This window comes from Acidovorax sp., assembly GCF_046339755.1.
GTDB lineage: Bacteria > Pseudomonadota > Gammaproteobacteria > Burkholderiales > Burkholderiaceae_C > Acidovorax.
The window spans coordinates 1-26,556 of sequence record NZ_JBKDTZ010000300.1 but is presented as its reverse complement, the minus strand read 5'-3'; the positions used below and the strand labels follow the sequence as shown (position 1 = coordinate 26,556).

24 protein-coding genes are annotated in these 26,556 nt (G+C 67.1%); 20 read left to right on the top strand and 4 right to left on the bottom strand.

Annotated elements, in window-relative coordinates; genetic code table 11:
* On the top strand, positions 1-789 hold a 789-nt coding region (locus ACK59X_RS25735; protein WP_409961301.1), incomplete at its 5' end, for a tetratricopeptide repeat protein.
* Between the two features lie 62 nt (positions 790-851).
* On the opposite strand, the gene ACK59X_RS25730 is transcribed toward ACK59X_RS25735, so the two are convergent.
* On the bottom strand, positions 852-1,772 hold the full coding sequence (locus ACK59X_RS25730) for a phosphoribosylaminoimidazolesuccinocarboxamide synthase (protein WP_409961299.1): 921 nt from the start codon (positions 1,770-1,772) through the stop codon (positions 852-854).
* Between the two features lie 200 nt (positions 1,773-1,972).
* Here ACK59X_RS25730 and ACK59X_RS25725 point away from each other — a divergent pair, with 200 nt between their 5' ends.
* The 4 genes from ACK59X_RS25725 (at position 1,973) to hprK (ending at position 5,318) form a co-directional block, all read left to right on the top strand.
* Positions 1,973-3,208, top strand: a complete 1,236-nt coding sequence (locus ACK59X_RS25725) for an MFS transporter (RefSeq protein WP_409961298.1) — start codon at positions 1,973-1,975, stop codon at positions 3,206-3,208.
* Between the two features lie 204 nt (positions 3,209-3,412).
* Positions 3,413-3,748 carry a ribosome hibernation-promoting factor, HPF/YfiA family gene (hpf, locus tag ACK59X_RS25720; RefSeq protein ID WP_007857535.1) on the top strand — a complete coding sequence of 112 codons (336 nt, stop codon included), beginning with the start codon at positions 3,413-3,415 and terminating at the stop codon, positions 3,746-3,748.
* A gap of 108 nt (positions 3,749-3,856) precedes the next feature.
* Positions 3,857-4,324 (top strand): PTS sugar transporter subunit IIA, encoded by a 468-nt coding sequence (locus tag ACK59X_RS25715; RefSeq protein ID WP_007857534.1) that lies wholly within the window; start codon positions 3,857-3,859, stop codon positions 4,322-4,324.
* Between the two features lie 37 nt (positions 4,325-4,361).
* Complete coding sequence (hprK, locus tag ACK59X_RS25710; RefSeq protein ID WP_409961296.1) at positions 4,362-5,318, top strand: HPr(Ser) kinase/phosphatase; 957 nt, start codon at positions 4,362-4,364, stop codon at positions 5,316-5,318.
* A 12-nt stretch (positions 5,319-5,330) separates the two neighbouring features.
* Here hprK and fur read toward each other — a convergent pair whose 3' ends face one another.
* The gene (gene fur / locus ACK59X_RS25705; RefSeq protein ID WP_409961294.1) at positions 5,331-5,753 is read right to left on the bottom strand and encodes a ferric iron uptake transcriptional regulator; all 423 of its coding nucleotides are present in this window, start codon (positions 5,751-5,753) and stop codon (positions 5,331-5,333) included.
* Positions 5,754-5,844: 91 nt separating this feature from the next.
* Between fur and ACK59X_RS25700 the strand changes: the two genes are divergently transcribed.
* The 6 genes from ACK59X_RS25700 to lptE all read left to right on the top strand — a co-directional run bounded on the left by ACK59X_RS25700 (position 5,845) and on the right by lptE (position 11,790).
* Positions 5,845-6,420, top strand: coding sequence for an outer membrane protein assembly factor BamE (locus tag ACK59X_RS25700; protein ID WP_409961292.1), 576 nt, complete (start codon positions 5,845-5,847; stop codon positions 6,418-6,420).
* An 85-nt stretch (positions 6,421-6,505) separates the two neighbouring features.
* Positions 6,506-7,336: a 4-hydroxy-tetrahydrodipicolinate reductase gene (gene dapB, locus ACK59X_RS25695; protein WP_409961290.1), complete on the top strand. Its 831-nt coding sequence runs from the start codon at positions 6,506-6,508 to the stop codon at positions 7,334-7,336.
* A gap of 14 nt (positions 7,337-7,350) precedes the next feature.
* The gene (locus tag ACK59X_RS25690; protein ID WP_409961288.1) at positions 7,351-8,037 is read left to right on the top strand and encodes a MotA/TolQ/ExbB proton channel family protein; all 687 of its coding nucleotides are present in this window, start codon (positions 7,351-7,353) and stop codon (positions 8,035-8,037) included.
* Positions 8,034-8,474 (top strand): ExbD/TolR family protein, encoded by a 441-nt coding sequence (locus tag ACK59X_RS25685; RefSeq protein ID WP_409961286.1) that lies wholly within the window; start codon positions 8,034-8,036, stop codon positions 8,472-8,474. Before ACK59X_RS25690 ends, ACK59X_RS25685 begins: the two co-directional genes overlap by 4 nt.
* Positions 8,475-8,572: 98 nt before the next feature.
* Complete coding sequence (gene leuS / locus ACK59X_RS25680) at positions 8,573-11,284, top strand: leucine--tRNA ligase (protein WP_409961284.1); 2,712 nt, start codon at positions 8,573-8,575, stop codon at positions 11,282-11,284.
* A 5-nt stretch (positions 11,285-11,289) separates the two neighbouring features.
* Positions 11,290-11,790 carry an LPS assembly lipoprotein LptE gene (gene lptE / locus ACK59X_RS25675; RefSeq protein ID WP_409961283.1) on the top strand — a complete coding sequence of 167 codons (501 nt, stop codon included), beginning with the start codon at positions 11,290-11,292 and terminating at the stop codon, positions 11,788-11,790.
* A gap of 138 nt (positions 11,791-11,928) precedes the next feature.
* Here the strand turns inward: lptE and rocF are convergent, their stop codons facing one another.
* A complete protein-coding gene (gene rocF, locus ACK59X_RS25670; RefSeq protein WP_409961281.1) occupies positions 11,929-12,882 on the bottom strand; it encodes an arginase in 954 nt (317 codons plus the stop codon).
* A 232-nt stretch (positions 12,883-13,114) separates the two neighbouring features.
* Here rocF and holA point away from each other — a divergent pair, with 232 nt between their 5' ends.
* Positions 13,115-14,170, top strand: coding sequence for a DNA polymerase III subunit delta (gene holA / locus ACK59X_RS25665; protein WP_409961279.1), 1,056 nt, complete (start codon positions 13,115-13,117; stop codon positions 14,168-14,170).
* Between the two features lie 12 nt (positions 14,171-14,182).
* Here the strand turns inward: holA and ACK59X_RS25660 are convergent, their stop codons facing one another.
* A complete protein-coding gene (locus ACK59X_RS25660) occupies positions 14,183-14,464 on the bottom strand; it encodes a hypothetical protein (protein ID WP_409961277.1) in 282 nt (93 codons plus the stop codon).
* 285 nt (positions 14,465-14,749) lie between these two features.
* Here ACK59X_RS25660 and ACK59X_RS25655 point away from each other — a divergent pair, with 285 nt between their 5' ends.
* From ACK59X_RS25655 to gshB, 8 genes are all read left to right on the top strand, one after another.
* Entirely contained in the window at positions 14,750-16,321 is a 1,572-nt protein-coding gene (locus ACK59X_RS25655) for a hypothetical protein (RefSeq protein ID WP_409961275.1), read from the top strand.
* 97 nt (positions 16,322-16,418) lie between these two features.
* Complete coding sequence (locus ACK59X_RS25650) at positions 16,419-17,699, top strand: glutamate-5-semialdehyde dehydrogenase (RefSeq protein ID WP_409961274.1); 1,281 nt, start codon at positions 16,419-16,421, stop codon at positions 17,697-17,699.
* Between the two features lie 60 nt (positions 17,700-17,759).
* Positions 17,760-19,214, top strand: a complete 1,455-nt coding sequence (gene trkA, locus ACK59X_RS25645) for a Trk system potassium transporter TrkA (protein ID WP_409961273.1) — start codon at positions 17,760-17,762, stop codon at positions 19,212-19,214.
* Positions 19,215-19,226: 12 nt separating this feature from the next.
* Entirely contained in the window at positions 19,227-20,693 is a 1,467-nt protein-coding gene (locus ACK59X_RS25640) for a TrkH family potassium uptake protein (protein ID WP_409961271.1), read from the top strand.
* A 96-nt stretch (positions 20,694-20,789) separates the two neighbouring features.
* The gene (gene gshA, locus ACK59X_RS25635) at positions 20,790-22,085 is read left to right on the top strand and encodes a glutamate--cysteine ligase (protein ID WP_409961269.1); all 1,296 of its coding nucleotides are present in this window, start codon (positions 20,790-20,792) and stop codon (positions 22,083-22,085) included.
* Positions 22,086-22,283: 198 nt separating this feature from the next.
* Positions 22,284-24,152 carry a potassium transporter Kup gene (locus ACK59X_RS25630; RefSeq protein ID WP_409961267.1) on the top strand — a complete coding sequence of 623 codons (1,869 nt, stop codon included), beginning with the start codon at positions 22,284-22,286 and terminating at the stop codon, positions 24,150-24,152.
* A 65-nt stretch (positions 24,153-24,217) separates the two neighbouring features.
* A complete protein-coding gene (locus ACK59X_RS25625; protein WP_409961265.1) occupies positions 24,218-25,405 on the top strand; it encodes a benzoate/H(+) symporter BenE family transporter in 1,188 nt (395 codons plus the stop codon).
* A gap of 79 nt (positions 25,406-25,484) precedes the next feature.
* Positions 25,485-26,441: a glutathione synthase gene (gene gshB / locus ACK59X_RS25620; protein ID WP_409961264.1), complete on the top strand. Its 957-nt coding sequence runs from the start codon at positions 25,485-25,487 to the stop codon at positions 26,439-26,441.
* The last annotated feature ends 115 nt before the right edge of the window (positions 26,442-26,556 follow it).

Here is a 26,556-nt window from a genome sequence, read left to right as displayed (position 1 = left end):
GTGCTGGAAAAGCTCGAGACCGAATACGAGGGCCGTTTCCGCCTCGCCAAGATCGATTCCGACCAGGAGCAGCAGCTGGCCGGCATGTTCGGCATCCGCAGCATTCCGACCTGCGTGCTGCTCATGAACGGCCAGCCCGTGGACGGCTTCATGGGTGCACTGCCCGAGGGCAAGGTGCGCGAATTCCTCGACAAGCACGTGCCCACGGCCGAAGCCCTGGAAGCCGAGGAACAGGAGGAGGAAGCCCAGGATGCGCTGGCCGGCGGCGACACCGAGACCGCGCTGGAGAAGCTGCAGCACGCCGTGGCCACCGACCCGGGCAACGACGATGCACGCTTCGACTACGTCAAGCTCTTGCTGCAACTGGGCCGCGACGATGACGCCAAGGTGGCATTTGCCCCGGTGATCGCCAAGGCACCGAACTCGCGCAAGATCGCCGCGCTCAAGGTCTGGATGGACGCCATCGACACCGTCGCCACCACCGAAGGCGCTGGCGACGCCGCCGCCTTCGAGGCCAGGATCGCCGCCAACAAGCGCGATTTCGACGCCCGCCTGGCCCAGGCGCGCTGGCTCATCACCGAGCAGCGCTGGACCGATGCCATGGACGAGCTGCTGGAGATCCTCATGCGCGACAAGGCCTGGGGCGACGAGGTGGCGCGCAAGACCTACGTCGCCATCCTGGAGATCATCGAGCCGCCCAAGGCCAAGGTGGCCGACGGCCAGATTCCGCCCGATGATCCGGTCGTCGCGACCTACCGCCGCCGCCTGTCGAGCGTCGTGCTCAGCTGATCGGCGTCCACCATGCAAAAAGGCTCCCTCGGGAGCCTTTTTCATTGCCGGAGTGCGTGCGCTCAGCCGACGAGGCGTTCCAAGGCCTCGCGGTATTTCGCCGCGGTTTTCTCGATCACTTCGCGCGGCAGGCGTGGCGAGGGGGGCGTCTTGTCCCAGGGCCTGCCGTTGACCTGGGCCTGCTCTAGCCAGTCGCGCACGAACTGTTTGTCGTAGCTTGGCGGGTTCTGGCCGGCGGCCAGCGCGGCTTCGTAGCCTTCCACGGGCCAGTAGCGCGAGCTGTCGGGCGTTAGCACTTCGTCCATCAGCACCAGGGTGCCGTCGGGCGCCAGGCCAAATTCGAATTTCGTGTCGGCAATGATCATGCCCTTGGTGAGCGCGATCTCGGCGGCGGCCTGGTAGATGGCGATGCTCAGGTCGCGGATCTGCGTGGCCAGGGGCAGGCCGATCATCTCCACCGTGCGCTCGAAGCTGATGTTCTCGTCGTGCTCGCCCGCTGCGGCCTTGGCGGCCGGCGTGTAGATGGGTGCCGGCAGCTTGGCCGCATTGGTCAGGCCCTCGGGCAGCGGCACGCCACAGACCGAGCGCGATTCCTGGTATTCCTTCCAGCCGCTGCCGGCCAGGTAGCCGCGCACCACGGCCTCGACCGGGATGGGTTTGAGGCGCTGCACCAGCATCGAACGGCCGCGAATCTGCTCGGCTTCTGCGGGCGTCACCACGCTCTCGGGGGCGTCGCCCGTCAGGTGGTTGGGGCAGATATGGCCGAGCTTGTCGAACCAGAACAGCGCCATCTGCGTGAGCAACTCGCCCTTGCCGGGGATGGGTTCGCCCATGATCACGTCGAAGGCCGAGAGGCGGTCGCTGGCCACCATCAGGATGCGGTCGTCGCCCACGGCGTAGTTGTCGCGCACCTTGCCGCGTGCCAGCAGGGGCAGCGAGGTCAGGGCAGAGGTGTGCAGGGCGTTGGAGCTGGGCTGGGTCATGGTGTCGGTGTGGGGCAGTCGATGTCCGCTGCAGGCCCGGGGAAGGGGAGGGCGCGCACCCGCGCGGCCACGTTCTCTGTACAGCAAGCCGATTTTACGCGCCGGGGCGGCGGGCAAGGTGCGGCAAGGGCTTGTGGCGTGCCCCAAGGGGCGGCACACTGCCGGGTTCGCCTTCCCCCTGCCCTTGCCGGCAATCCCCTGTGCCCACCTCCCATCCGCTTTCTCCCCGCCGCGAATTGTGGCTGCTTCTGACCCTGGCGGGCGTGCAGTTCACCCACATCCTGGACTTCATGATCATGATGCCGTTGGGTCCGCAGCTCACGCGCATCTTCTCGATCACGGACGCACAGTTCGGCCTGCTGGTCTCGGCCTATACCCTCTCCGCGGGAGCCTCGGGCCTGCTGGCCTCGACCTACATCGACCGCTTCGGCCGCAAGCGCCTGCTGCTGGTGCTTTACGCGCTGTTCGGCCTGGCCACGCTGGCCTGCGGCCTGGCGCCCACCTATGCCACGCTGATGGTGGCCCGGGTGCTGGCCGGCATGTTTGGTGGCGTGCTCTCGGCCCTGTGCCAGACGGTGGTGGCTGACGTGGTGCCCTTCGAGCGGCGCGGGCGGGCCATGGGCATCGTGATGACCTCGTTCTCGGTGTCCACGGTGGCCGGCGTGCCGCTGGGGCTGGTGCTGGCCGAACATGGCGGCTGGCACATGCCGTTCTTCGCGATTGCCGCCATGTGCGTGGTGCTGCTGGTGTTTGCCGCACGCACGCTGCCGACGATGGATGCCCACCTGGCGGCAGGCCAGCAGCGCACGGCATTGGGCGGCATTGCCGAAGTGCTCAGGGACTCCAACCACCGGCGCGCCTTTGTGTTCTCGGGCCTGCTGATGTCCACCGGTTTCACGGTGATCCCCTACATCACGATCTACATGCAGGCCAATGCCGGCGTGCGCACCGACGAGGTGCCGATGATCTACCTGTGCGGCGGGGTGGTGACCCTGTTCACCGCGCGCCTGTTCGGGCGCCTGACGGATGCGCGCGGCAAGGTGCGCACATTCCGCTGGCTGGCCCTGGCCGTGGGGCCGTGCCTGCTCGCCATCACCACGGTGCATGGCGTGCCGCTGTGGGCGGTGCTCACGGTGTCCACACTGATGTTCGCCTTCATGAGCGGGCGCATGATCCCGGGCATGGCCCTCATCACCTCGGCCGCCAACCCGCAGCTGCGCGGTACCTTCATGACGCTCAATGCCTCGGTGCAGTCGGCGGCCATGGGCGTGGCATCGCTGGTGGGGGGCGTGCTGATCAGCCGCGACGCCCAAGGGCTGGTGCAGGGCTACTGGATGGCCGCCGTGGTCGGCACCGTGGCCAGCGTGCTGTCCATCGTGGTGGTGGGGCGGCTGGTGCTGCATGGGGCAGCGCCAGGGACTGCAGGGAAGGCCTGACCTGCCGACTCAGCCATTGTGCGCCCTTTTCGGGCCGCTGGCACCTCGGGCGGCATAACCCAGCAGGCGGGGGCGGTATGGGATTGCATTTCGGTGACAGCGGGCGCATAGTGAACCCGTCGATGGATGCATCCAAGTTCGCCAGGCCGCAACTCTGATCAAGGGCGGCCATTCGTTCCACAGTGAGCCACAGGAGACTTATTTATGAACTTGACGATCAGCGGTCACCACCTCGAAGTTACCCCAGCCCTGCGCAGTTATGTGACGACCAAGCTGGACCGGATCAATCGGCATTTCGACCAGGTAGTGGACGTCAAGGTGCTGCTGACAGTAGAGAAGCAAAAGGAAAAGGAAAAGCGCCAGCGAGCGGAATGCAACATCCATGTGAAGGGCAACGACCTGTTTGCCGAAAGTTCCCACTCCGACCTGTATGCTGCCGTGGATGAACTCGTGGACAAGATGGACCGCCAGGTGGTGCGCCACAAGGACCGCCTGCAGGACCACCACCACGAAGCTGCCAAGCGCGAAATGCACGCCTGAGCGTTGCATTGCGGCCCACAGCAACCGCCCCTGGAGGCGGTTTTTTTGTGGCCCCTTGTAAATTGCTCAGGGTTTTTGCCAATATGTGCATAATTGTTACCTCTGACCATGAACCGACTCGCCTCCATCCTGCCTCCCGCCCAAGTGCTTGTGAGCGTGGACTCCACCAGCAAGAAGCGTGCTTTTGAAGAGGCGGGTCTGCTGTTCGAGAGCCAGCACGGGCTCTCGCGTGCCCTGATCACCGACAGCCTGTTCGCGCGCGAACGCCTGGGCTCCACGGGGCTGGGCCATGGCGTGGCCATCCCGCACGGCCGCATCAAGGGCCTCAAGGCCCCCATGGCGGCAGTGTTCCAGCTCGCCCACCCCATAGGCTTCGATGCCCCTGATGAAATGCCGGTGGCGCTCCTGATCTTTCTGCTGGTGCCCGAAGCGGCGACCCAGAAGCACCTGGAGATCCTGTCGGAGATTGCCGAGCTGCTGAGCGACTCGGTGCTGCGCGAAAAGCTCAAGGCCAGCACCGACGCGGCCGAACTGCACGGCATGATTGCCGGCTGGCAGTCCACCCAGGCAGCCTGAGCCCCACGGCACCGCGCTCACCCCCCCGCAGCCCGCCGTGAAGCCCAATGTTGTCAGCGCCGACGTCCTGTTCGAGGAGTTCCGCAGCGCCCTGAAATGGGAATGGGTCGCGGGCCTCGGTGCCTCCGAGCGCCGCTTCGACGAAGTGGCCGTGCGCTCCGCCCGCTCGGGTGCCGACCTGGTCGGCTACCTCAACTACATCCACCCCTACCGGGTACAGATCCTGGGCGAGCGCGAGATCGCCTACCTGAGCAATGCCTCGCCCGACGACTGCAAGCGCCGCATCGCCCGCATCGTGACGCTGGAGCCGCCGGTGCTGGTGCTCGCCGACAACCAGACCGCGCCCGATGCGCTGGTCTCCATGTGCGAGCGTGCGCAGATCCCGATGTTCTCCACGCACGAGTCGTCGGCCTTCGTGATCGACGTGCTGCGGGCCTACCTGTCCAAGCACTTCGCCGACCGCACCACGATGCACGGCGTGTTCATGGACATCCTGGGCCTGGGCGTGATGATCACCGGCGAATCGGGCCTGGGCAAGAGCGAGCTCGGCCTGGAGCTGATCTCGCGCGGCAACGGCCTGGTGGCCGACGACGCGGTGGACCTGTTCCGCATCAACCAGACCACCATCGAGGGCAAGTGCCCCGAGCTGCTGCAGAACCTGCTGGAAGTGCGCGGCATCGGCCTCCTGGACATCCGCGCAATCTTTGGCGAGACGGCCGTGCGCCGCAAAATGCGCCTGAAGCACATCGTGCACCTGGTGCGCAAGGAGACCCTGGAGCGCGACTACGAGCGCCTGCCCTACGAGCCGCTCACCCAGGACGTGCTGGGCGTGCCCGTGCTCAAGGTGGTGATCCAGGTGGTGGCTGGCCGCAACATCGCCGTGCTGGTCGAGGCGGCCGTGCGCAATACCATCCTGCAGCTGCGCGGCATCGACACCTACCAGGAGTTCGTCGAGCGCCACCGCCGCGCCATGGAGCGCGACACCGGCGGCTGAGGTCTTGGGGGCTCAGGCGTTCTTGCTGGCACAGTCGGCGCACTGGCCGTAGAGCGCCATGGTGTGGTCCTGCACCAGCCAGCCCTTGGCCTTGGCCACGATCTGCTGGCGCTTTTCGATCTCGGGGTCGTAGAACTCTTCCACCTTGCCGCAGGACGTGCAGACGAAGTGGTCGTGGTGCTGCCCCTCGTTGAGCTCGTACACCGCCTTGCCGCTCTCGAAATTGCTGCGGATCAGGATGCCCGCCTGCTCGAACTGCGTGAGCACGCGGTACACCGTGGCCAGGCCGATGTCCGAGCGCTCTTCGAGCAGCACACGGAACACGTCTTCGGCCGTCATGTGGCGCTGCGAGCCCTTCTGGAAGATCTCCATGATCTTCAGGCGCGGCAGGGTCGCCTTGAGGCCGGTGCTTTTGAGTTCGTCGATGTTGGTCATGGATGGGTCCTGGTTGCCGGTGTCCCGGGATCAGTAGGGGGCAGGAGGCTGCCGCTACAATGGTTTGATCATATCCTCAGCCCTTTCCCCCATGCCAGTCAAAGCCCGTATCAATGCCCGCCTGGGCTGGATCCTGTTGGTGGGTGCCGCCGCCGGTACCCTGGCGGGGTGCAGCAGCCTGGACAGCGCCAGCCGCCGCGTGGCCAGCGTGGTCACGCCCTACAAGATCGATGTCGTGCAAGGCAATTTCGTCTCGCGCGAGCAGGTCGAGGCCTTGAAGCCCGGCATGAGCCGCCAGCAGGTGCGTGAAATCCTGGGCACCCCCCTGGTGACCAGCCTGTTCCACGCCAACCGCTGGGAGTACGTCTTCACCCTAAAGAAACCTTCGGCCGAACTGCAGACCCGCAAGCTCACAGTGTTCTTCGAGGGCGACGTGCTGGCCCGCTCGGAGGGCGACGAAATGCCTTCGGAGACCGAGTTCGTCGCCTCCCTGGACGGCGGCCGTACCGGCAAGAAGGGCAAGGTGCCTGTGCTGGAAGCCACCGAGGACCAGTTGTCGCGGTACCCCGCCCGCAAGGCCGAAACGCCTGCCGAGAAGGCCGCCGACGCCGCCCCGCAGGAAATGGCACCCACCCGCTACCCGCCGCTCGAAGCCCCCGGACGCTGAGCTGGCGGCAGCCGCAGCCCCCGCGGGGGGGCTTTTTTCATTGTCACTGGTCTGCGGACCACCACCAGCGAACCCAGAGAAACACATGGCAGGGAATACATCGACAGCCTCCAACCCCGTGCGCGTGGCCATTGCCGGCGCATCGGGCCGCATGGGCCGCATGCTCATCGAGGCCGTGCACGCCACCGATGACTGCGTGCTCGCTGGCGCACTTGACGTGGCCGCCAGCCCCGGCATCGGTTCGGACGCCACCGCCTTCCTCGGCCATGCCAGCGGCGTGGCCATCACCTCGGACATCAATGCCGGCCTGCAGAACGCCGACGTCCTGATCGACTTCACCCGTCCCGAGGGCACGCTGGCCCATCTGGCGGTGTGCGCCGAGCTGGGCGTGAAGATGGTCATCGGCACCACCGGCTTCTCCGACGAGCAGAAGGCCGAGATCGCCGCCCTGGCGCAGCGCACGGCCGTGGTCATGGCGCCCAACATGAGCGTGGGCGTCAACGTCACGCTCAAGCTGCTGGAAATGGCCGCCAAGGCCATGGCCACCGGCTACGACATCGAGATCATCGAAGCCAACCACCGCCACAAGGTGGATGCGCCTTCGGGCACCGCGCTCAAGATGGGCGAGGTCATTGCCGAGGCCATGGGCCGCGACCTCAAGGAATGCGCCGTCTACGCCCGCGAAGGCATCACTGGCGAGCGCGATCCGTCCAGCATCGGCTTTGCCGCCATCCGTGGGGGCGACATCGTGGGGGACCACACGGTGCTGTTCGCGGGCGTCGGCGAGCGCATCGAGATCACGCACAAGTCCAGCAGCCGCACCACCTACGCCCAGGGCAGCCTGCGCGCCGTGCGCTACCTGGCAGCGCACAAGACCGGCCTGCACGACATGTTCGCCGTGCTGGGCCTGAACTGAGTCCCGCCCGGCGCATGGATGCATTCCACTGGTGGCGGCAGGGCGATGCGGTGACGCAGGGCACGGCCCTGCTGCTCTTGGGCATGTCCGTCGCCAGCTGGGTGGTGATCGTCTGGAAGCTGCGCCTGCTGCGCCGTGCCAGCGCCGACGTGGCGCGCTGCGTGGCCGCCGTCTGGCAGGCGCCGTCGCTGCCCGAGGCCGCGCAACGCCTGCAATCGTTTGACCGCCTGCAACTGGTGTGGCCCATGGTGGCGGCCGTCAACACCGTGGCCGACCAGGCATCTCCCGCCGCCCTGGCCTCCATGGGCAGCCTGTCCCAGCGCCTCACGCGCGTGCTGCGTGACGCCCTGCACGCGGTGCTGGGCCGCCTGCAGTTCGGCCAGGTGCTGCTGGCCACCGTGGGTTCCACCGCCCCTTGCGTGGGCCTGCTGGGCACCGTCTGGGGCATCTACCATGCGCTCTCGGCCATGGCGGGTGCTGGGCAGATCACCATCGACCGCGTGGCCGGCCCGGTGGGCGAGGCCCTGGTCATGACCGCCGCCGGCCTGGCCGTGGCCATCCCAGCCGTGTTGGCCTACAACGTCTGCGGACGGCTCATCGGGCGCATCGAGGCCGATCTGGAAGGGTTCGCCCGGGACTTGCGCGAGTTGCGTACCGACATGGCGCACGGGGCCGCCCCCGTGGGCAAGGTGGCCGAATGAGCTTCGGCAGGCTGGAGCGCACCCCGGGCTCCCAGCCCATGAGCGACATCAACATGACGCCGCTGGTCGACGTGATGCTGGTGCTGGTGGTGATCTTCATCCTCACGGCGCCCCTCATGGCCAGCTCCATCCGGCTGGACCTGCCGCGCGCAGACGGCACGGCCTCCGGCGCGCCCGCCAAGGCGGTGACGCTGGTGGTGGACCGCACCGGCCAGGCTTTCCTGGACGACCAGCCGCTGGCACAGGCCGCACTGGCCGAGCGCCAGCAGCGCATCGGCGCCACGGCGCCCGACACCGAAGTGCAATTGCGTGCCGACGCCGCCGTGCCCTATGGCCGCATCGTCGAGGTCATGGGTGCGGCCCACGCCGCCGGCCTGCAGCGCATCGGCTTCGTGGCCGAGCCGCAGGCCGCCGCAACGTCCCCGAGAGCCCCCTGAAACCTGGCCGGCCGGGCGAGCGCACTGCGTGGTGCGCCCGACAGCCTAAAATCCGCGCAGCGCAGTCCTGTGGCTGCACCCTACTGACCCGAGCCTCCATGCAAGATAAATACTCTCCCCAAGAGGTTGAGCGCGCCGCGCAAGACCACTGGACCGCCCGCGATGCCTACCGCGTGGTCGAAGACGCGAACAAGAAGAAGTTCTACGCCTGCTCGATGCTGCCTTACCCCAGCGGCAAGCTGCACATGGGCCATGTGCGCAACTACACCATCAACGACATGCTCACGCGCTACCTGCGCATGAACGGCCACAACGTGCTCATGCCCATGGGCTGGGACGCCTTCGGCCTGCCGGCCGAGAACGCGGCGCTCAAGAACGGCGTGCCCCCTGCCAAGTGGACGTACGAGAACATCGCGTACATGAAGAAGCAGATGCAGGCCATGGGCCTGGCGATCGACTGGTCGCGTGAAGTCGCCACCTGCGACCCCGAGTACTACCGCTGGAACCAGTGGCTGTTCCTGAAGATGCTGGAAAAGGGCATCGCCTACCGCAAGACCCAGGTCGTGAACTGGGACCCGGTGGACCAGACCGTGCTGGCCAATGAGCAGGTCATCGACGGCAAGGGCTGGCGCACCGGCGCCACGGTGGAAAAGCGCGAGATCCCCGGCTACTACCTGAAGATCACCGAATACGCCGAAGAACTGCTGGACTTCGTGACCGGCGACAAGCTGCCCGGCTGGCCCGAGCGCGTCAAGTTGATGCAGGAGAACTGGATCGGCAAGAGCGAGGGCGTGCGCTTCGCCTTCCTGCACGACATCAAGGGTGATGACGGCAAGGCCATCGGCGATGGCCGCATGTACGTCTTCACCACGCGTGCCGACACCATCATGGGCGTGACCTTCTGCGCTGTGGCGCCCGAGCACCCGCTCGCGGCCCATGCCGCGCGCAGCAACCCGGCCGTGGCGGCGTTCATCGAGGAATGCAAGAGCGGCGGCACCACCGAGGCCGAACTCGCCACGCAGGAAAAGAAGGGCGTGCCCACGGGCCTGTTCGTGACCCACCCCATCACCGAAGAGCAGATCCCGGTGTGGGTGGGCAACTACGTGCTCATGGGCTATGGCGACGGCGCCGTGATGGGTGTACCCGCGCACGACGAGCGCGACTTCGCCTTCGCCCTCAAGTACGACCTGGAGATCAAGCAGGTGGTGCTGGTCGATGGTGAGCACTTCAACTACCACCAGTGGAACGACTGGTACGGCGACAAGCAGCGCGGCGTGACCATCAACTCCGACAGCTTCAGCGGCATGGGCTACAAGGAGGCCGTGGCCGCTGTGGCCCACGCGCTGCAGGCCAAGGGCCTGGGCGAGACCAAGACCACCTGGCGCCTGCGCGACTGGGGTGTGTCGCGCCAGCGCTACTGGGGCACCCCCATCCCCATCATCCACTGCGAAGAGCACGGCGCCGTGCCCGTGCCCGAGAAGGACCTGCCGGTGGTGCTGCCCACCGATTGCGTGCCCGACGGCTCGGGCAACCCGCTGCACAAGCACGAGGGCTTCCACGCTGGCGTGACGTGCCCGGTCTGCGGCAAGGCCGCACGGCGCGAGACCGACACCATGGACACCTTCGTGGACAGCTCGTGGTATTTCATGCGGTACTGCGACCCGAAGAACAACGATGCCATGGTGGCCGACGGCACGGCCTACTGGATGCGGGACCAGCAGGCGGCTGCGGGCGGCAGCGGCATGGACCAGTACATCGGCGGCATCGAGCACGCCATCCTGCACTTGCTATACGCACGCTTCTGGACCAAGGTCATGCGCGACCTGGGGCTGGTCAAGGTGGACGAGCCGTTCACCAAGCTGCTCACCCAGGGCATGGTGCTCAACCACATCTACTCGCGCCGCACCGACAAGGGGGGCAAGGAGTATTTCTGGCCCCATGACGTCGAGCATGTGCACGACGAGGCGGGCAAGATCATTGGCGCCAGGCTCGTCAATGCGGTTGGCGACCTGCCTGTGGGCACGGCCATCGACTACGAGGGCGTGGGTACCATGTCCAAGTCCAAGAACAATGGTGTCGACCCCCAGGACCTGATCGAGAAATACGGTGCCGACACGGCTCGCCTGTACACCATGTTCACGGCCCCGCCCGAAGCCACGCTGGAGTGGAACGACGCCGCCGTCGAAGGCAGCTACCGCTTCCTTCGCCGGGTATGGAACTTCGGCTTCAAGCTCGCCGCCATTGACCGCGAAGCGGCGCTGGCCAGCGTGGCCGGGGCCGCGAGCCTGGCGGACGTGCAGTTCGGCAAGGAGGCCAAGGCCCTGCGCCTGGAGATCCATACCGTGCTCAAGCAGGTGGACTACGACTACCAGCGCATGCAGTACAACACCGTGGTCTCGGGCGCGATGAAGATGATCAACGCGCTCGAAGACTTCAAGGCCACCGACTCGGCCGGTGCCCAGGTGGCGCTGATCGAGGGCTTCGGCATCCTGCTGCGCAGCCTGTACCCGGCCACGCCCCACATCGCCCATGCGCTGTGGAGCAGCCTGGGCTATGCCAGTGCCCTGGGCGAACTGCTCGATGCACCCTGGCCCCAGGTGGACCCCGGTGCCCTGGTGCAGGACGAGATCGAGCTCATGCTCCAGGTCAATGGCAAGCTGCGTGGCTCCATCCTCGTGCCGGCCCAGGCCGACAAGGCCGAAATCGAGCGCATCGCGCTGGCCAGCGAGGCTTTCACCGCCCAGGCCGCCGGTGCCGCGCCCAAGCGCGTGATCGTGGTGCCCGGGCGCCTGGTGAACGTGGTGGTGTGAACATGATGCACAAGCGCACCCTGCTCACGCTGGCGCCTGCCGCGCTCTTGCTCACGGCCTGCGGGTTCCGCCTGCGCGGCGTGCCCGAGTTCTCGTTCGACGTGCTGTTCATCGCAGCGCCCAACGCTTCCACGCTGGCGCGTGAGCTGCAGCGCACGCTGGAAGGTTCGGGCACCAAGCTCACCGTGCTGCGCGACCCCGTGGACCTGCCCAAGGCCCAGGTCGGGCTGGAGCTGCTGTCCGAGCAGCGCGAGCGCATCGACGTCGGGCAGACCGCCTCGGGCCAGGTGCGCGAACTGCAACTGCGACTGCGCGTGAAGTTCCGCGTGCGCGGCTCCAACGGCAGCGAGCTGATCCCCGAGACCGAACTGCTGCAGCAGCGCGACATCAGCTACAACGAAACCATCGCCCTGGCCAAGGAGGCCGAAGAGGCGCTGCTGTACCGCAACATGCAGACCGACATCGTGCAGCAGCTGCTGCGGCGTCTGGCGGTCGTGAAAAGGTAGCCCCCTGAGGCGCTTCGCGCCATCCCCCCAGGGGGACGCGCCCGGTGCGGCGGGGCGGCCCTTGCACGGGGGCTCTGGCATCGGGCGCGCCAGTTTCGGGTGTTGCGCGCATGCGGCGCCACCGAGAAGCCGAAGCCCTCATTTCAGCGGCGGTATCCGCATCAGGGTGCTCTTGCCGAAGAGTGATTCCACCAGGTCAACGGCCACCTCGGCCGTCTGGTTGCGCACGTCCAGGGCCGGGTTCAGCTCCATGATGTCGAGCGAGGCCAGGCGGCCGCTGTCGGCAATCATCTCCATGCACAGCTGGGCTTCGCGGTAGGTGGGGCCGCCGGGCACGGTGGTGCCCACGCCGGGCGCAATGCCGGGGTCGAGGAAGTCCACGTCGAAGCTCACGTGCAGGTGGGTGTCCTCGTCCATGCCGGCCAGGGCTTGCTGCATGGCCTGGCGCATGCCGATCTCGTCGATGGCGCGCATGTCGAACACCTCCAGCCCCTGCTCGTGCACCAGGCGCTTCTCGCCCGCATCCACACTGCGGATGCCGATCTGGCGCACCTGCTGCGGCATGAGCGCCGGGCCGCCGCCAGGCATGCCGGCCAGGCCCGTCAGCTCCACCGGCCCCAGGCCGCACAGGCAGGCCACCGGCATGCCGTGCACATTGCCGCTGGGGGTCAAAGCGCTGGTGTTGAAGTCGGCATGGGCGTCGAGCCAGAGCACGCGCAGCTTCTTGCCGGTCTCGGCGCAATGGCGCGCCACGGCGCTGATGCTGCCCAGGCCCAGGCAGTGATCGCCGCCCAGCAGGATGGGCAGGCGCCCCTGCTGCAGCTCGGCGTACACCGCATCGAACACCAGCTGGTTCCACTGCACCACCTCGGGCAGGTGGCGGTAGCCGTCGACCGGCGGCTGCCAGGGGTTGGCCGGGCCGTTCAGGTTGCCCCGGTCCACCACCTGCAGGCTGTGCCTTTCCAGGGCCGCCTGCAGCCCTGCCACGCGCAGGGCTTCGGGGCCCATGGATGCGCCCCGCGCGCCAGCGCCTATGTCGGTGGGGGCGCCGATCAGGCTGGCGGCCAGCAGCGGTGCGGGGGAGGAGGTCATGCGAAAAAGCCTTTGTGGGGGTGAAAGAGGGCTGCTGCGGCACGGGTAGCGCCGCAGCGCGGGCAGGGCGTTATTGTGGGTGCGTGGACGCGCAATGCAAAGCCAGAGGCCTGTGCAATTCTTGCCATGGATTGATCACTTTGTTCCATTGCATTGGCATTTTGTGGGTTGCGAAGTCCTGCGCATTGCCGCGAAGCCCGGCCGATGCCGCAGGGGCGATAGACTTTGCACCATGCAAGTCGCCCTGGCCCAACTCTCTTCCCACCTTCAAAAGGGCCTGTCGCCGCTGTATGTGCTGCATGGCGACGAAGCGCTGCTGCAGCAGGAGGCAGCCGACGCCATCCGCGCCACGGCGCGCAGCCAGGGCTATACCGAGCGCAGCTCCTATACGGTAGCGGGCGCCCACTTTGACTGGAGCGCCGTGCTGGCGGCAGGCGGTTCGCTGAGCCTGTTTGCCGACAAGCAGATCGTGGAGGTCCGCATCCCTTCGGGCAAGCCCGGCAAGGACGGTAGCGTGGCGCTGCAGCAGATCGCCGAATCGGCCCGGGGCAACGACAGCACGTTGACGCTGGTGATGCTGCCGCGCCTGGACAAGGCCACGCGCGCAGGGGCGTGGTTTGCGGCGCTGGAAGGCAACGGGTGTTCGATCCAGAGCGACCCCATCGAGCGCGGACTGCTGCCGCAGTGGATCGCCCAGCGCCTGGCCACCCAGGGCCAGCGCGTGGTGGCAGGCGAGGAGGGCCAGCGCACGCTGCAGTTCTTTGCCGACCGGGTTGAGGGCAATCTGCTCGCGGCCCACCAGGAGATCCAGAAGCTCGCCCTGCTGCACCCGCCCGGAGAGCTCACGCAGGCCCAGGTCGAGGCCGCCGTGCTCAATGTGGCGCGCTACGACGTGTTTAAGCTCTCCGAATCGGTGCTGGCCGGCCACACCGGGCGCGTGCAGCGCATGCTCGACGGCCTGCAGGCCGAGGGCGAGGCCGAGGTGCTGGTGCACTGGGCCCTGGCCGAAGACATCCGGGCCCTCAAGCGCGTGAAGGACGCGATGAACGCCGGGCGCCCGCTGCCCATGGCGCTGCGCGAAAACCGCATCTGGGGCCCCAAGGAGCGCTTGTTCGAGCGCATCCTGCCCAAGGCCAGCGACGCCGCGCTGGCGCGCCTGCTGCAGTCGGCGCACACGGTGGACGGCATCGTCAAGGGCCTGAAGGTGCCCGACTGGCCCACCGACGGCTGGCAGGCCCTGCAGCGCCTGGCGCTGCAGCTGTGCCGTTTGACCAGCGCGGCGCGCTGAACCCGGCCGCGTTCAGCGGCTTTCCAGTACGCCCCGGGCCTTGTCCACCCACATCTGCAGATTGGCCACCAGGTCCTTCTGGCTGAAGGAGCAGCTCTCCTCGGAGAACAGCGCGCTCGATTCGAGCCGGTCCAGCAGGTTCAGCAGCACCTCGCTGTAGCGCGGCGGCAGGGCTGACAGCAGCTGCGTCTGTTCCCGCGCCAGGCTGCTCAGGGTCGCAGCACTGGCTGCGCCGTCGCTGAAACGCGCCAGGGCGCCTTGCAATGTGGTGAGTTGGTCGTGTTCGGCGGACATGCCCCAAGTATCCGCGAAAGGCCCGGGCGGTTCGACAGCCGCACGGTCGTGCGCTTTTGCGCGCCGGCTTCGTGCACAAGTTCACGCCAGGCCCGCCGGCCTGCGCCGCACACCATTGTTTGCAAAGCCGGCCGCCGTCAGACTCGCGGCCAGGCGGTTCGCAGCCATGCATCACAAAGATGGTGGCACGGCGCACACCGCTGGTTCATGGAGCCCTCCATGGGTTCTGAACGATCTACCTGTTTGTGATTTCTATCTATATATACCGATTCACTGAGAGACCCGATGAAACATCTGATGAAGAACAAGTCCGTGCGTACCGTTGCAGCCCTGGGCGCCATGGCGCTGTGCTCCACGTTCCTGGCGGGCGCCGCGCATGCGGTGCAGCCGGCCATCTCCATGGGCTACGACCACGCCCTGGTGCTGCGCGCCGACGGCACGGTCTGGGCCTGGGGCTACGGCGGCAGCGGCCAGCTGGGCCTGGGCAGCACCGCCACGCGCACCACGCCCACCCAGATCCCCACGCTGCAGAATGTGGTGCAGGTGGTGGCGCGCGGCTCCTTCTCGCTGGCCCTGAAGGCCGACGGCACGGTCTGGGCCTGGGGCGACAACTCGGGCGGGCGCACCGGAGGCAACGGCACCAGCGTGCCTGTGCAGATCAATGGCCTGTCCAACATCGTGAGCATCAACGCCGGCACCGATACTGCGGCTGCCTTTGCCACCGATGCGGCCGGCCAGGTCTACGCCTGGGGCAGCAACAGCAGCGCCCTGCTGGGCACCGGCCAGACCAGCCCCGGCGGCAACCCCGTGCCCCGCCTGGTGGCCGGCGCCCAGGGCGCCATCGCCGTGAGCGCCTCCGACGCGGCCGCCCTGGCCCTGCGCCAGGACGGCAAAGTCCTGGCCTGGGGCTCCAACGGCAACAAGGCCCTGGCACCCGTGGCCGGCACCGCCACCGCGCCCGTCGTGATCGACGCCCTGGGCAGCGTGCAGGCCGTGGCTGCCACTTCCATGAACATCGCGGGCCAGTACTACGCCTTGAAGGGCGACGGCAGCGTCGCCGTCTGGGGCCAGGCATCGACCAACGCCACCTACTGCGGCCAAAAGGGCATCCAGAATGGCGGCTTCGCCCTGATCGACATCTCCCCCATCGCGGGCCTGTCGCGCATCCAGCAGATCGAGCCGGGCGATGGCCACACCCTGTTCGTCGATGCCGACGGTGCCGTGCACGCCTGCGGCGTCAATGCTGCCGGCCAACTGGGCGACGGCACCCTGGTGAACCCCAGCACCGAAGTGCCCAAGATCGCCCGTATTGCAGGCCTGCCGCCTGTGGTCGCCGCGGCCGCAGGCTCGGCCATCTCGGGCGCCATCGGCACCGACGGCAGCGTCTGGATCTGGGGCAAGGGCACCAACCTGGGCGGCACCGACAAGACCACGGCCCCGGTGCGCGTGATGGGTGGCAATGGCGCAGCCTTTGATGCCGGCCGGGTGGGCGAGGCCAGCGGCACCTTTGCCGGCGGGCAGACCGGCCCGCTGAGCAATGTGACGGTGGACGTGGGCGCCACGGTCTCTCCGCTGCACCGCGGCAAGACGGGCCGGGTCTACGTGGCCGCGCTGGCCGGCTCGACCGCGCTCTTCCTCGGGCCGAATGGATGGTCTGTCTACACTGGTGGGGCCATTCCGGCGTACCTGGGTGGTCCGCTGCCGCGCACGGTGCCGGTGCGCATTGCCTCGGGCCTGAACTTCAGCGGGCTGGAGGGCGTGCAACTGGTGGTGGGCTACGGCGTGGGCGACGATGCCTCGGCCGCGGCGGAGATGATCAGGGCAGGCCGTTACAAGGTCGTGCACACGCTGAACTGAGGGCTGCGCAGGGGCTTGGGTACGCGCATCGGCCCATGGCCCCCCATGCGCTCCCCCTGGCGCGCAGGGGGAGGGCGCTTCTGCGAGAATCGGGGCCATGAACGCGCTCAACGTGGCTGAATACACGCACACCCTCGGATCCCAGGCCAAGGCCGCCTCCGCCCTCATGGCGAAGGCGCCCGCCGCCATCAAGAACAAGGCGCTGCGCGCCCTGGCGCGCCTGCTGCGCGAGCACACCGCCGCACTGCAGGTGGACAATGCCCGCGACCTGGAGCGTGCCCGTGCCGCCGGCCTGGCCGAGCCCCTGGTCGACCGGCTCAAGCTCACCCCCAAGGTGCTCGAAACCTGCGCCGAAGGCTGCGAGCAACTGGCCGCCATGGCCGATGTGATCGGCGAGATCATCGGCATGAAGCAGCAGCCCAGCGGCATACGCGTGGGCCAGATGCGCGTGCCCATCGGCGTGTTCGGCATGATCTACGAGAGCCGGCCCAACGTGACCATCGAGGCCGCCAGCCTGTCCATCAAGAGCGGCAATGCCTGCATCCTGCGCGGCGGCTCGGAGGCCATCGACTCCAACAAGGCCCTGGCGCGCCTGGTGCAGCTGGCGCTGGCCGAGGCCGGTTTGCCCGAGGACGCGGTGCAGCTGGTGCAGACCACCGACCGCGAGGCCGTGGGCCAGCTCATCGCCATGCCGCAGTTCGTGGACGTGATCATCCCGCGCGGCGGCAAAGGCCTGATCGAGCGCATCAGCCGCGATGCCAAGGTGCCCGTGATCAAGCACCTGGACGGCAACTGCCACACCTATGTGGACGACCCCTGCGATGTGGCCATGGCCGTCAAGGTGGCCGACAACGCCAAGACCCAGAAGTACAGCCCCTGCAATGCCAGCGAGGGCCTGCTGGTCGCGCGCGGCGTGGCGGCCGATTTCCTGCCCCTGATCGGCGCCGTCTATGCCGCCAAGGGCGTGGAGATGCGCGTGTGCCCCGAAAGCCGCGCGCTGCTGGCCCCGGTGGCCGGCGCGAAACTGGTGGACGCCACCGAGCAGGACTGGTCCGAGGAATACCTTGCGCCCATCATCAGCATCAAGCTGGTGGCCGGCGTGGACGAGGCCATCGCCCACATCAACCACTACTCGTCGCACCATACCGACGCCATCCTCACCACCGACCATGTGCATGCCCAACGCTTCCTGCGCGAGGTGGATTCGGCCAGCGTCATGGTCAATGCCAGCACGCGCTTTGCCGACGGCTTCGAGTACGGGCTGGGGGCCGAGATCGGCATCAGCACCGACAAGTTCCATGCCCGTGGCCCTGTGGGCATCGAAGGTTTGACCTCGCTCAAGTACGTGGTGTTGGGCGAAGGCGAGGTGCGCGGCTGATGGCGCTGGCCGCATGGCGGCCGGCTTGACGCGCACGCCATCCCCACCGACTATCTCCCCGTGAAAATCATCATCCTGGGTGCCGGCCGTGTCGGCCACAGCGTGGCCGAGAGCTTGGTCTCCGAGCGCAACGACATCACCGTCATCGACACCGATGCCGAGCGCCTGCGCGACCTGGAGTCGCGCTTCGACCTGCGCGGCGTGGTGGGCAGCGGCATCGACCCCGCAGTGCTGGCCGAGGCCGGCGCGCACGACACCGACCTGCTGATCGCCTGCGCCGCACAGGACGAAACCAACCTGGTGTGCTGCAAGATCGCGCAGGTGCTGTTCAGCGTGCCCACGCGCATCGCGCGCGTGCGCTCCACGGGCTTCGACAACGACGAGCGGCTGCTGGGCCCCGAGGGCTTTGCGGTGGACCGCATCATCTGCCCCGAGGAATCGCTCACGCGCTACATCGGCAAGCTCATCGAATACCCCGAGGCCATGCAGGTGCGCGAGTTCGCCGGCGGCCGGGCCTGCCTGGCCTCGGTGCGCGCGCGGCTCGGGGCGCCCATGGTGGGCCGCACCATTGCCGAACTGCGCGCGGGCGCCCCCGATGTGGCGGTGCGCATCGTTGCCATCTACCGGCGTTTTCCCGACGAGCCCGACCGTTTCGTGGCCTGCGATGGCAACACGCGCATCGAACCGGGCGACGAGGTCTTCGTGCTCGCGGCCAGCGGCCACATCGCCCACGTGCTGGCGGCGCTGCACCGGCGTGGCGCCGCGGGCGTGCAGTCGGTGCGGCGCATCATGATCGCGGGCGGCGGTCGCGTGGGCCTGCGCCTGGCGCGCCAGCTGGCCAAGCTGGGTGGGCGCTTTCGCGTCAAGATCGTCGAGGGCGATGCGCAGCGCTGCACCGAGCTGGCCGCGTTGCTGCCGGCCGACATGCTGGTGCTGCACGGCGATGCCACCGATGAGGACCTGCTCGGGGACGAGAACATCGAGGATATCGATCTCTTCCTGGCGCTCACCGACGACGACGAGAACAACATCATGTCCTGCTTGCTGGCCAAGCGCATGGGTGCGCGCCGCGTGCTGTCGCTCATCAACCGGCGCAGCTATGCCGACCTGATGCACGGCACGCAGATCGACATTGCGCTGTCGCCCGCGCAGGCCATGCTCGGCGAGCTGTTGGCCTATGTGCGCCAGGGCGATGTGCAGGCCGTGCACAGCCTGCGCCGCGGCGTGGCCGAGGCGCTGGAGATCGTGGCCCGCGGCGACCGCAAGAGTTCGCGCGTGGTGGGCCGCAAGGTCGGCGAGCTGCAGTTGCCCGCCGAGGTGCACATGGGCCTGATCGTGCGCGGCCTGCCCGATTCACCCGACGTGGCGCCCGAGGACCTGCGCGAGCCCGAGGTCATCATCCCGCGCAGCTCCACGGTGATCGAGAGCAATGACCACGTGGTGTTCTTCCTGCCCAACAAGCGGCTGGTGCGCGACGTGGAAAAGCTCTTCCGCGTGAGCGCCACCTTCTTCTGACCGCCTGCGGCCATGGTGGACCTGTTCCCCGTCCTGCGCGTGCTCGGCATGCTGGCGAGGATCTTCTCGCTGGCCATGGGCCTGCCGCTGGCCGTGTCGTTGTGGACGCGCGACGGCATCTGGCATGTCTACCCCCAGGCCATGGGCGCCACCTTTGCGGTGGGCGCCTGGCTGTGGTGGCGCCTGCGCCTGTTCCGGCAGGAGCTGCAGCCGCGCCACGGGGTCATGCTGGTGACCCTGGTCTGGCTGGCGCTGCCGCTCTTTGCGTGCATTCCCCTGCTGCTGGCCGGGCACCACATCGGCCGGTCCATGTCCTTCACGCATGCCTATTTCGAGGCGGTCTCGGGCCTGACGACGAGCGGCTCCACGGTGCTCGCCGGGCTCGATACGCTGCCAGTGTCCCTCAATGTGTGGCGCACCTTCCTGCAGTGGATGGGCGGCATGGGCATCCTGATCCTGGCGGTGGCCGTGCTGCCCCTGCTGGGCGTGGGCGGCAGCCAGCTGTTCAAGGCCGAGGCGGCCGGCCCACTCAAGGATTCCAAGCTCACGCCGCGCATGACCGGGACGGCCAAGGGGCTGTGGGGCGTGTACGCACTGTTCTCCGTGGCATGCGGCTTGGCCTATTGGCTGGGCGGCATGAAGCCGCTGGACGCCCTGATGCACATGTTCACCACGGTGAGCCTGGGGGGACTATCGTCCTATGACGCGAGCTTCGGACATTTCCAGTCGCCGCTGCTGGAAGCCATCTGCATCTTCTTCATGCTGGTTGCCAGCTGCAATTTCGCGCTGTACTTCGTGGCCTTCCGCAAGGGACATTGGGGTGGTTTCTGGAGGGACCCGGAACTGCGTGCCACGCTGTTCGCGTTGGTGGGCGGCGGCCTGGTGATCTCGCTGCTGCTGTGGGCCAAAGGGGTGTATGCGCCGCTCGATGCACTGCGCCACGGCATGTTCAACACCATATCCCTGGCCACCACGACCGGCTACGCCACGGTGGACTACCTGGCCTGGCCGGTGTTTGCGCCGGTGTTCATGCTGCTGCTCTCCGGCGTGGCCACGAGTGCGGGCTCGACCGGCGGCGGCATCAAGATGGTGCGCATGCTCATCCTGGTCAAGCAGGCGCGCCGTGAGATGAACCGCCTGGTGCACCCGCGCGCCGTGCAGCCCTTGTGCCTGGGCGGTGGTGTCGTGGACAACCGCGTGATCTTCGCCGTGTTGGCCTTCATGCTGGTCTATGGTGGCACGGTCTTCGGCCTGAGCATGCTGCTCTTGCTGACCGATCTGGATCCGGTGACGGCTTTCTCCGCCGTGCTGGCCAGTGTCAACTGTGCCGGACCGGGCCTGGGGAGCGTGGGCCCAGCCACCAATTTCGCGGGCCTGACGGATTTCCAGATCTGGGTCTGCTCCCTGGCCATGTTGCTCGGGCGCTTGGAAATCCTGAGTTTCATGGCCTTGCTGACCCCTTCGTTCTGGCGGCGCTGAAAGAAAGCGGCCCGCCGGGCTTGCGAACAATTGGTCACGCCCCCACCCTACAATGGCTCGCCACCGCAATAGACCCGCCTCCACGTAAGGTTTTCCATGGTTCCGCACCTCATCACGGCCCTGACCGGGCCGATCAACGAACTTGAGCAGCGCGTGCTCGACTCCATGCCCGCCATCGAGCGCTGGTTCCGGCTGGAGTGGATGGAGCACACGCCGCCGTTCTACACCTCGGTGGACATCCGCAACGCCGGCTTCAAGCTGGCCCCAGTGGACACCAACCTGTTCCCGGGCGGCTGGAACAACCTGACCAAGGAAATGCTGCCCCTGGCCGTGCAGGCCGCGATGGCCGCCATCGAGAAGATCTGCCCCGAAGCGCGCAACCTGCTGATCATTCCCGAGAACCACACGCGCAACACCTTCTACCTGTCGAATGTGGTGCAGCTGCAGCGCATCTTCAACATGGCGGGCCTGAACGTGCGTGTGGGCTCCATCAGCCCCGAGATCAAGAAGCCCACCCTGATCGAGCTGCCCAACGGTGACACGGTGACGCTGGAGCCCGTGGTGCGCAACAAGCGCCGCCTCGGGCTCAAGGATTTCGATCCCTGCACCATCTTGCTCAACAACGACCTTACCGCGGGCGCGCCCGGCATCCTGGAAGACATCCACGAGCAGTACCTGCTGCCGCCCCTGCACGCGGGCTGGAGCGTGCGCAAGAAGAGCACCCACTTCAAGAATTACGAAGAAGTGGCCAAGCGCTTCGGCAAGATGCTGGGCATCGACCCATGGCTCGTGAACCCCATGTTCAGCCAGTGCGGCGACGTCGATTTCGCCGAAGGCGCGGGCATGGAGAACCTGCAGACCAATGTGGACGCGCTGCTCACCAAGGTGCGCCGCAAGTACAAGGAATACGGCATCAACGAAAAGCCCTTCGTGATCGTCAAGGCCAACAATGGCACCTACGGCATGGGCATCATGACCGTGCGCGATGCCAAGGAGCTCGACGCGATCAACCGCAAGACGCGCAACAAGATGGCCATCATCAAGGATGGCCAGGTGGTCAACGACGTGATCATCCAGGAAGGCGTGCTCACCCAGGAGCGCGTGAATGATGCCGTGGCCGAGCCCGTGGTCTACATGATGGACCGCTACGTGGTCGGCGGTTTCTACCGCATGCACGCCGAACGCGGCACCGACGAGAACCTGAACGCCCCGGGCGCGAGCTTCGTGCCCCTGGCCTTCGAGCACAGCACGCACATGCCCCAGCCAGGCATGCGCCCGGGTGTGAGCGCGCCCAACCGCTTCTACATGTACGGTGTGGTCGCACGCCTGGCCATGCTGGCTGCCAGCTACGAGCTCGAAGCCACCAACCCCGACGCCGAAGTCTACGACTGAGGTTTTCTCCCTAAAGCGACGAAAACCGCGAAAGGACCCCTGGCCCCGCCTGCCACGTCTGCAGACGGGGCGCCAGAGGGCAGTTGCTGCGCTGCAACATGCCCCGGGCTGGTGCGCTGCTGCACCAGCACAGGAGCACAATAGCGTTCCCAAAAGTAACGGAACCCCGGCAGACCCCCAGTGCGCCGGGTGCGGTCAGTGCAAAGCTCCAAATCCTCGCTCGCAGCGCTCACGCTGGGCGCCATCGGTGTTGTCTACGGTGATATCGGCACCAGCGTGCTGTATGCGGTCAAGGAGGTGTTCGGGTCGGGCCATGTGCCTTTCACCCAGGACAACATCTACGGCATCCTGTCCATCCTGTTCTGGACGCTCACGGTCATCGTCTCCCTCAAGTACGTGGTGCTGGTGCTGCGTGCCGACAACAACGGCGAGGGCGGCCTGATCGCCATGCTGGCCCTGGCCTCCCAGGCCGTGAAGGACAAGCCCCGCCTGCGCGGCCTGCTGCTGGGCGTGGGCATCTTCGGTACCTCGCTGTTCTATGGCGACGGGGTCATCACCCCGGCGATCTCGGTGCTGTCGGCGGTGGAGGGCCTGGAGGTGGTTTCGCCGCACTTCAAGCAGTATGTGATTCCGCTGACCCTGGTGGTGCTGTTCTGCCTGTTTCTGGTGCAAAAGCGCGGCACCAGCGGCATCGGCAAGTTTTTCGGGCCTATCACCCTGGTGTGGTTTGCCACCCTGGCGGTATTGGGGGTTTCGCACATCGTCACCCACCCCGAGATCCTCTGGGCCATGAGCCCGCACTATGCGCTCGGCTTCATGTTTGCCAACCCGGGCACCAGCTTCATCATCCTGGGCGCCGTGGTGCTGTGCGTGACCGGCGCCGAGGCCCTGTACGCCGACCTCGGGCACTTCGGCAAGCGGCCCATCCGCCTGGCCTGGTTCTGCGTGGCCATGCCGGCGCTGGTCCTCAACTACTTCGGGCAGGGCGCCCTGCTGCTGGCCGAGCCCGAAGCGGTGAAGAACCCGTTTTTCATGATGGCCCCCGGCTGGGCGTTGCTGCCCCTGGTGGTGCTGGCCACCCTGGCCACGGTGATCGCCTCGCAGGCGCTGATCACCGGCGCCTTCAGCGTGACCAAGCAGGCCATCCAGCTCGGCTACCTGCCGCGCCTGAACATCCAGCACACCAGCGTGCGCGACACCGGCCAGATCTACATGCCGCTCGTCAACTGGGGCCTGTTCGTGGCCATCGTGCTCGCGGTGGTGATGTTCCGCTCGTCGAGCAACCTGGCGGCCGCCTATGGCATCGCCGTGACGCTGGACATGCTGATCACCACCACGCTGACCTTCTTCGTGATCCGCTACGGCTGGGGCGACCCGCTCGCGCTGTGCGTGGCGGCCACGGGCTGCTTCTTCGTGGTCGACCTGGCCTTCTTCGCTTCCAACCTGCTCAAGCTGTTTGCCGGCGGCTGGTTCCCGCTGATGATCGGCGGCGTCGTTTTCACCTTGATGATGACCTGGAAGCAGGGGCGCCACCTGGTCAACGACAAGCTGCGCGCCGATGCCATCGACCTCAAGGACTTCCTGGAGTCGGTGTTCATCAGCCCACCCACGCGCGTGGACGGCACGGCCGTGTTCCTCACGGCCGAGACGGGGGTCGTGCCCAACGCGCTGCTGCACAACCTCAAGCACAACAAGGTGCTGCACGAGCAGAACCTGTTCGTCACGGTGAAGAGCCATGAAGTGCCCTGGATCGGCATGGACAAGCGCCTGCAGGTCGATGCCCTGGGCCACGACTGCTGGCAGGTGGTGGTGCACTACGGCTTCAAGAACGACCCGGACCTGCCGCGTGCGCTGGAGCAGCTGCGCGGCCGCGGTTGCGGCATGGAGCCCATGACCACCAGCTACTTCCTCTCACGCGACACGGTGGTGCCCACCATCGGCAGCGGCATGGCGCCCTGGCGCGAAAAGCTGTTTGCGCAGATGCACCACAACGCCAGCGGTGCTGCCGACTTCCTGCACCTGCCGAATAACGCGGTGGTGGAGCTCGGCTCCAAAATCGAGATTTGATTCGGGGCGGGGCTTCGATAGACCCCATCGTGCACCGCCGCGGTGCAACGGGCAGAATCCCGCCCATGCAGTTTTTCAAGGATCTGAGCCTGTCGGCCTTCACCGCGGGCTTCGTTGCGGTGCTGGTGGGCTTCACCAGCTCGGTGGCCATCGTCTTCCAGGCAGCCCAGGCTTTCCATGCCACGCCGGAGCAAATCACTTCCTGGATGTGGGCGCTGGGCCTGGGCATGGGCCTGTGCTCCCTGGTGCCATCGCTCATCCTGCGCATGCCGGTCATGGTCGCCTGGTCCACACCCGGCGCAGCCGTGCTGGCCACGGCGGGGCTGGCCGGCGGCTTCAGCATGGGAGAGGCCATCGGCGCCTTCATGGTCAGCGCGGTGCTGATCACGCTGTGCGGCGTCACCGGCTGGTTCGAGCGCATCATGAACCGCATCCCCATGGAGATCGCAGCCGCGCTGCTGGCAGGCGTGCTGGCGCGTTTCGGCATCCAGGCCTTCACGGCAGCGCAGACGGCCTTGCCCCTGGTGCTGCTGATGCTGGGTTGCTACCTGGTGGGCCGCCGCCAGCTGCCGCGCTATGCCGTGGAGCTCACGCTGGCGGTGGGTATTGCCTGGGTGGCGCTGCGCGGGCAGATGGCCTGGTCGGCCGTGCACTTCTCGCTGGCCGTGCCGGTCTGGACCACGCCGCAGTTCAGCCTGGCGGCCCTGGTGAGCCTGGCCATCCCCCTGTTCGTGGTGACCATGGCCTCGCAGAATCTGCCGGGTGTGGCTGTGATCCGCGCCTCGGGCTACCCGCTGCCGGTCTCGCGCCTGCTCACGCTCACGGGCCTGGTCACCCTGGTTCTGGCGCCGTTCGGGGCCTTTGCCCTCAACTTCAGCGCCATCACGGCCGCCATGTGCATGGGGCCGGAGGCGCATGAAGACCGGGCGCGCCGCTACGCGGCCGCCGTGTCCTGCGGCGCCATCTATGTGGTGATCGGCATCTTCGGCGCGGTGATCACCGGCCTGCTCACCGCCTTCCCCAAGGAATTGATCGCTGCCATCGCCGGGCTGGCCTTGCTGGGCACCATCGGCAATGGTCTGGCGACCGCCTTGCGCGAGGACGGGCACCGCGAGGCGGCCCTCATCACCTTCCTGGTTACGCTCAGCGGCGTGGTGGTGGCGGGCGTGGGCTCCGCCTTCTGGGGCGTGGTCGCAGGCAGCCTTGCGCTATTTGTGCAACAGTACGGGCGTACGCGCGCCCAGGGCGGCTGACGGCTATCTCTCTATATATGCAGGGGCCGTACCGTGACCCAGGGTGTTGCCTTTCTCATTACCTCCATCTTCCAAGCCCATGCAAATCCTCTTCATCGCCGATCCGCTGGCCAGCTTCAAGATCTACAAGGACACCACCTTCGCCATGATGCGCGAGGCCCAGCGCCGTGGCCACAGCATCACCGTGTGCGGCCCGCAGGACGTGAGCTGGCAGCGTGGTGGCAAGGTCACCGCACGCGTGACAGACATCGTGCTTACCGGCCACCCCGAGACCTGGTACACCGAGGCGCCCGCGCGCACGGCCGTGTTGGCCGACTTTGGCGCGGTGCTGATGCGCAAGGACCCGCCTTTCGACAGCGAGTACTTCTACGCCACCCACATGCTGGAGCAGGCCGAGCGCGACGGCGCGCGCGTGTTCAACAAGCCCCGGGCGCTGCGCGACCACCCGGAGAAGCTGGCGATCATGGAATTCCCCCAGTTCATCGGCCCCACCCTGGTCACGCGCGACCCGGCCGACATCCGCAGCTTCCACGCCGAGCACAAGGACATCATCTTGAAGCCCCTGGACGGCATGGGCGGCATGGGCATCTTCCGCGTGGGACCGGACGGTCTGAACCTGGGCAGCATCATCGAGACGCTGAACAAGGACGGTGCCGAGAGCGTGATGGTGCAGAAATTCCTGCCCCAGATCGTCGAGGGTGACAAGCGCGTGCTCATCATCGGCGGCAAGCCTGTGCCTTACTGCCTGGCGCGCATTCCCCAAGGCACGGAAGTGCGCGGCAACCTGGCGGCCGGCGGCAAGGGCGTGGCCCGGCCCCTGTCCGAGCGCGACTGGGAGATCGGCAACGCCCTCGGCCCCATCCTGCTGGAGCGCGGCCTGCTGCTGGCCGGCGTGGATGTGATCGGTGACTGCGTCACCGAGATCAACGTCACCAGCCCCACCTGCTTCCAGGAGATCTTCGACCAGACCGGCTGCGACGTGGCGGCGCTGTTCATCGATGCACTGGAGGCGGCGCTGGCATCGCCGGCACGCTGATCTCACTTGTCTGCCTGGTTGTTGCGGAGCCCCTCAAAACAGTGCTATAGTCGAGGGCTTCGCTGCACGGAGGACCCTGTTGGGAAGTCTGGGTGGTTCGAAGAAAGAAGTTTGC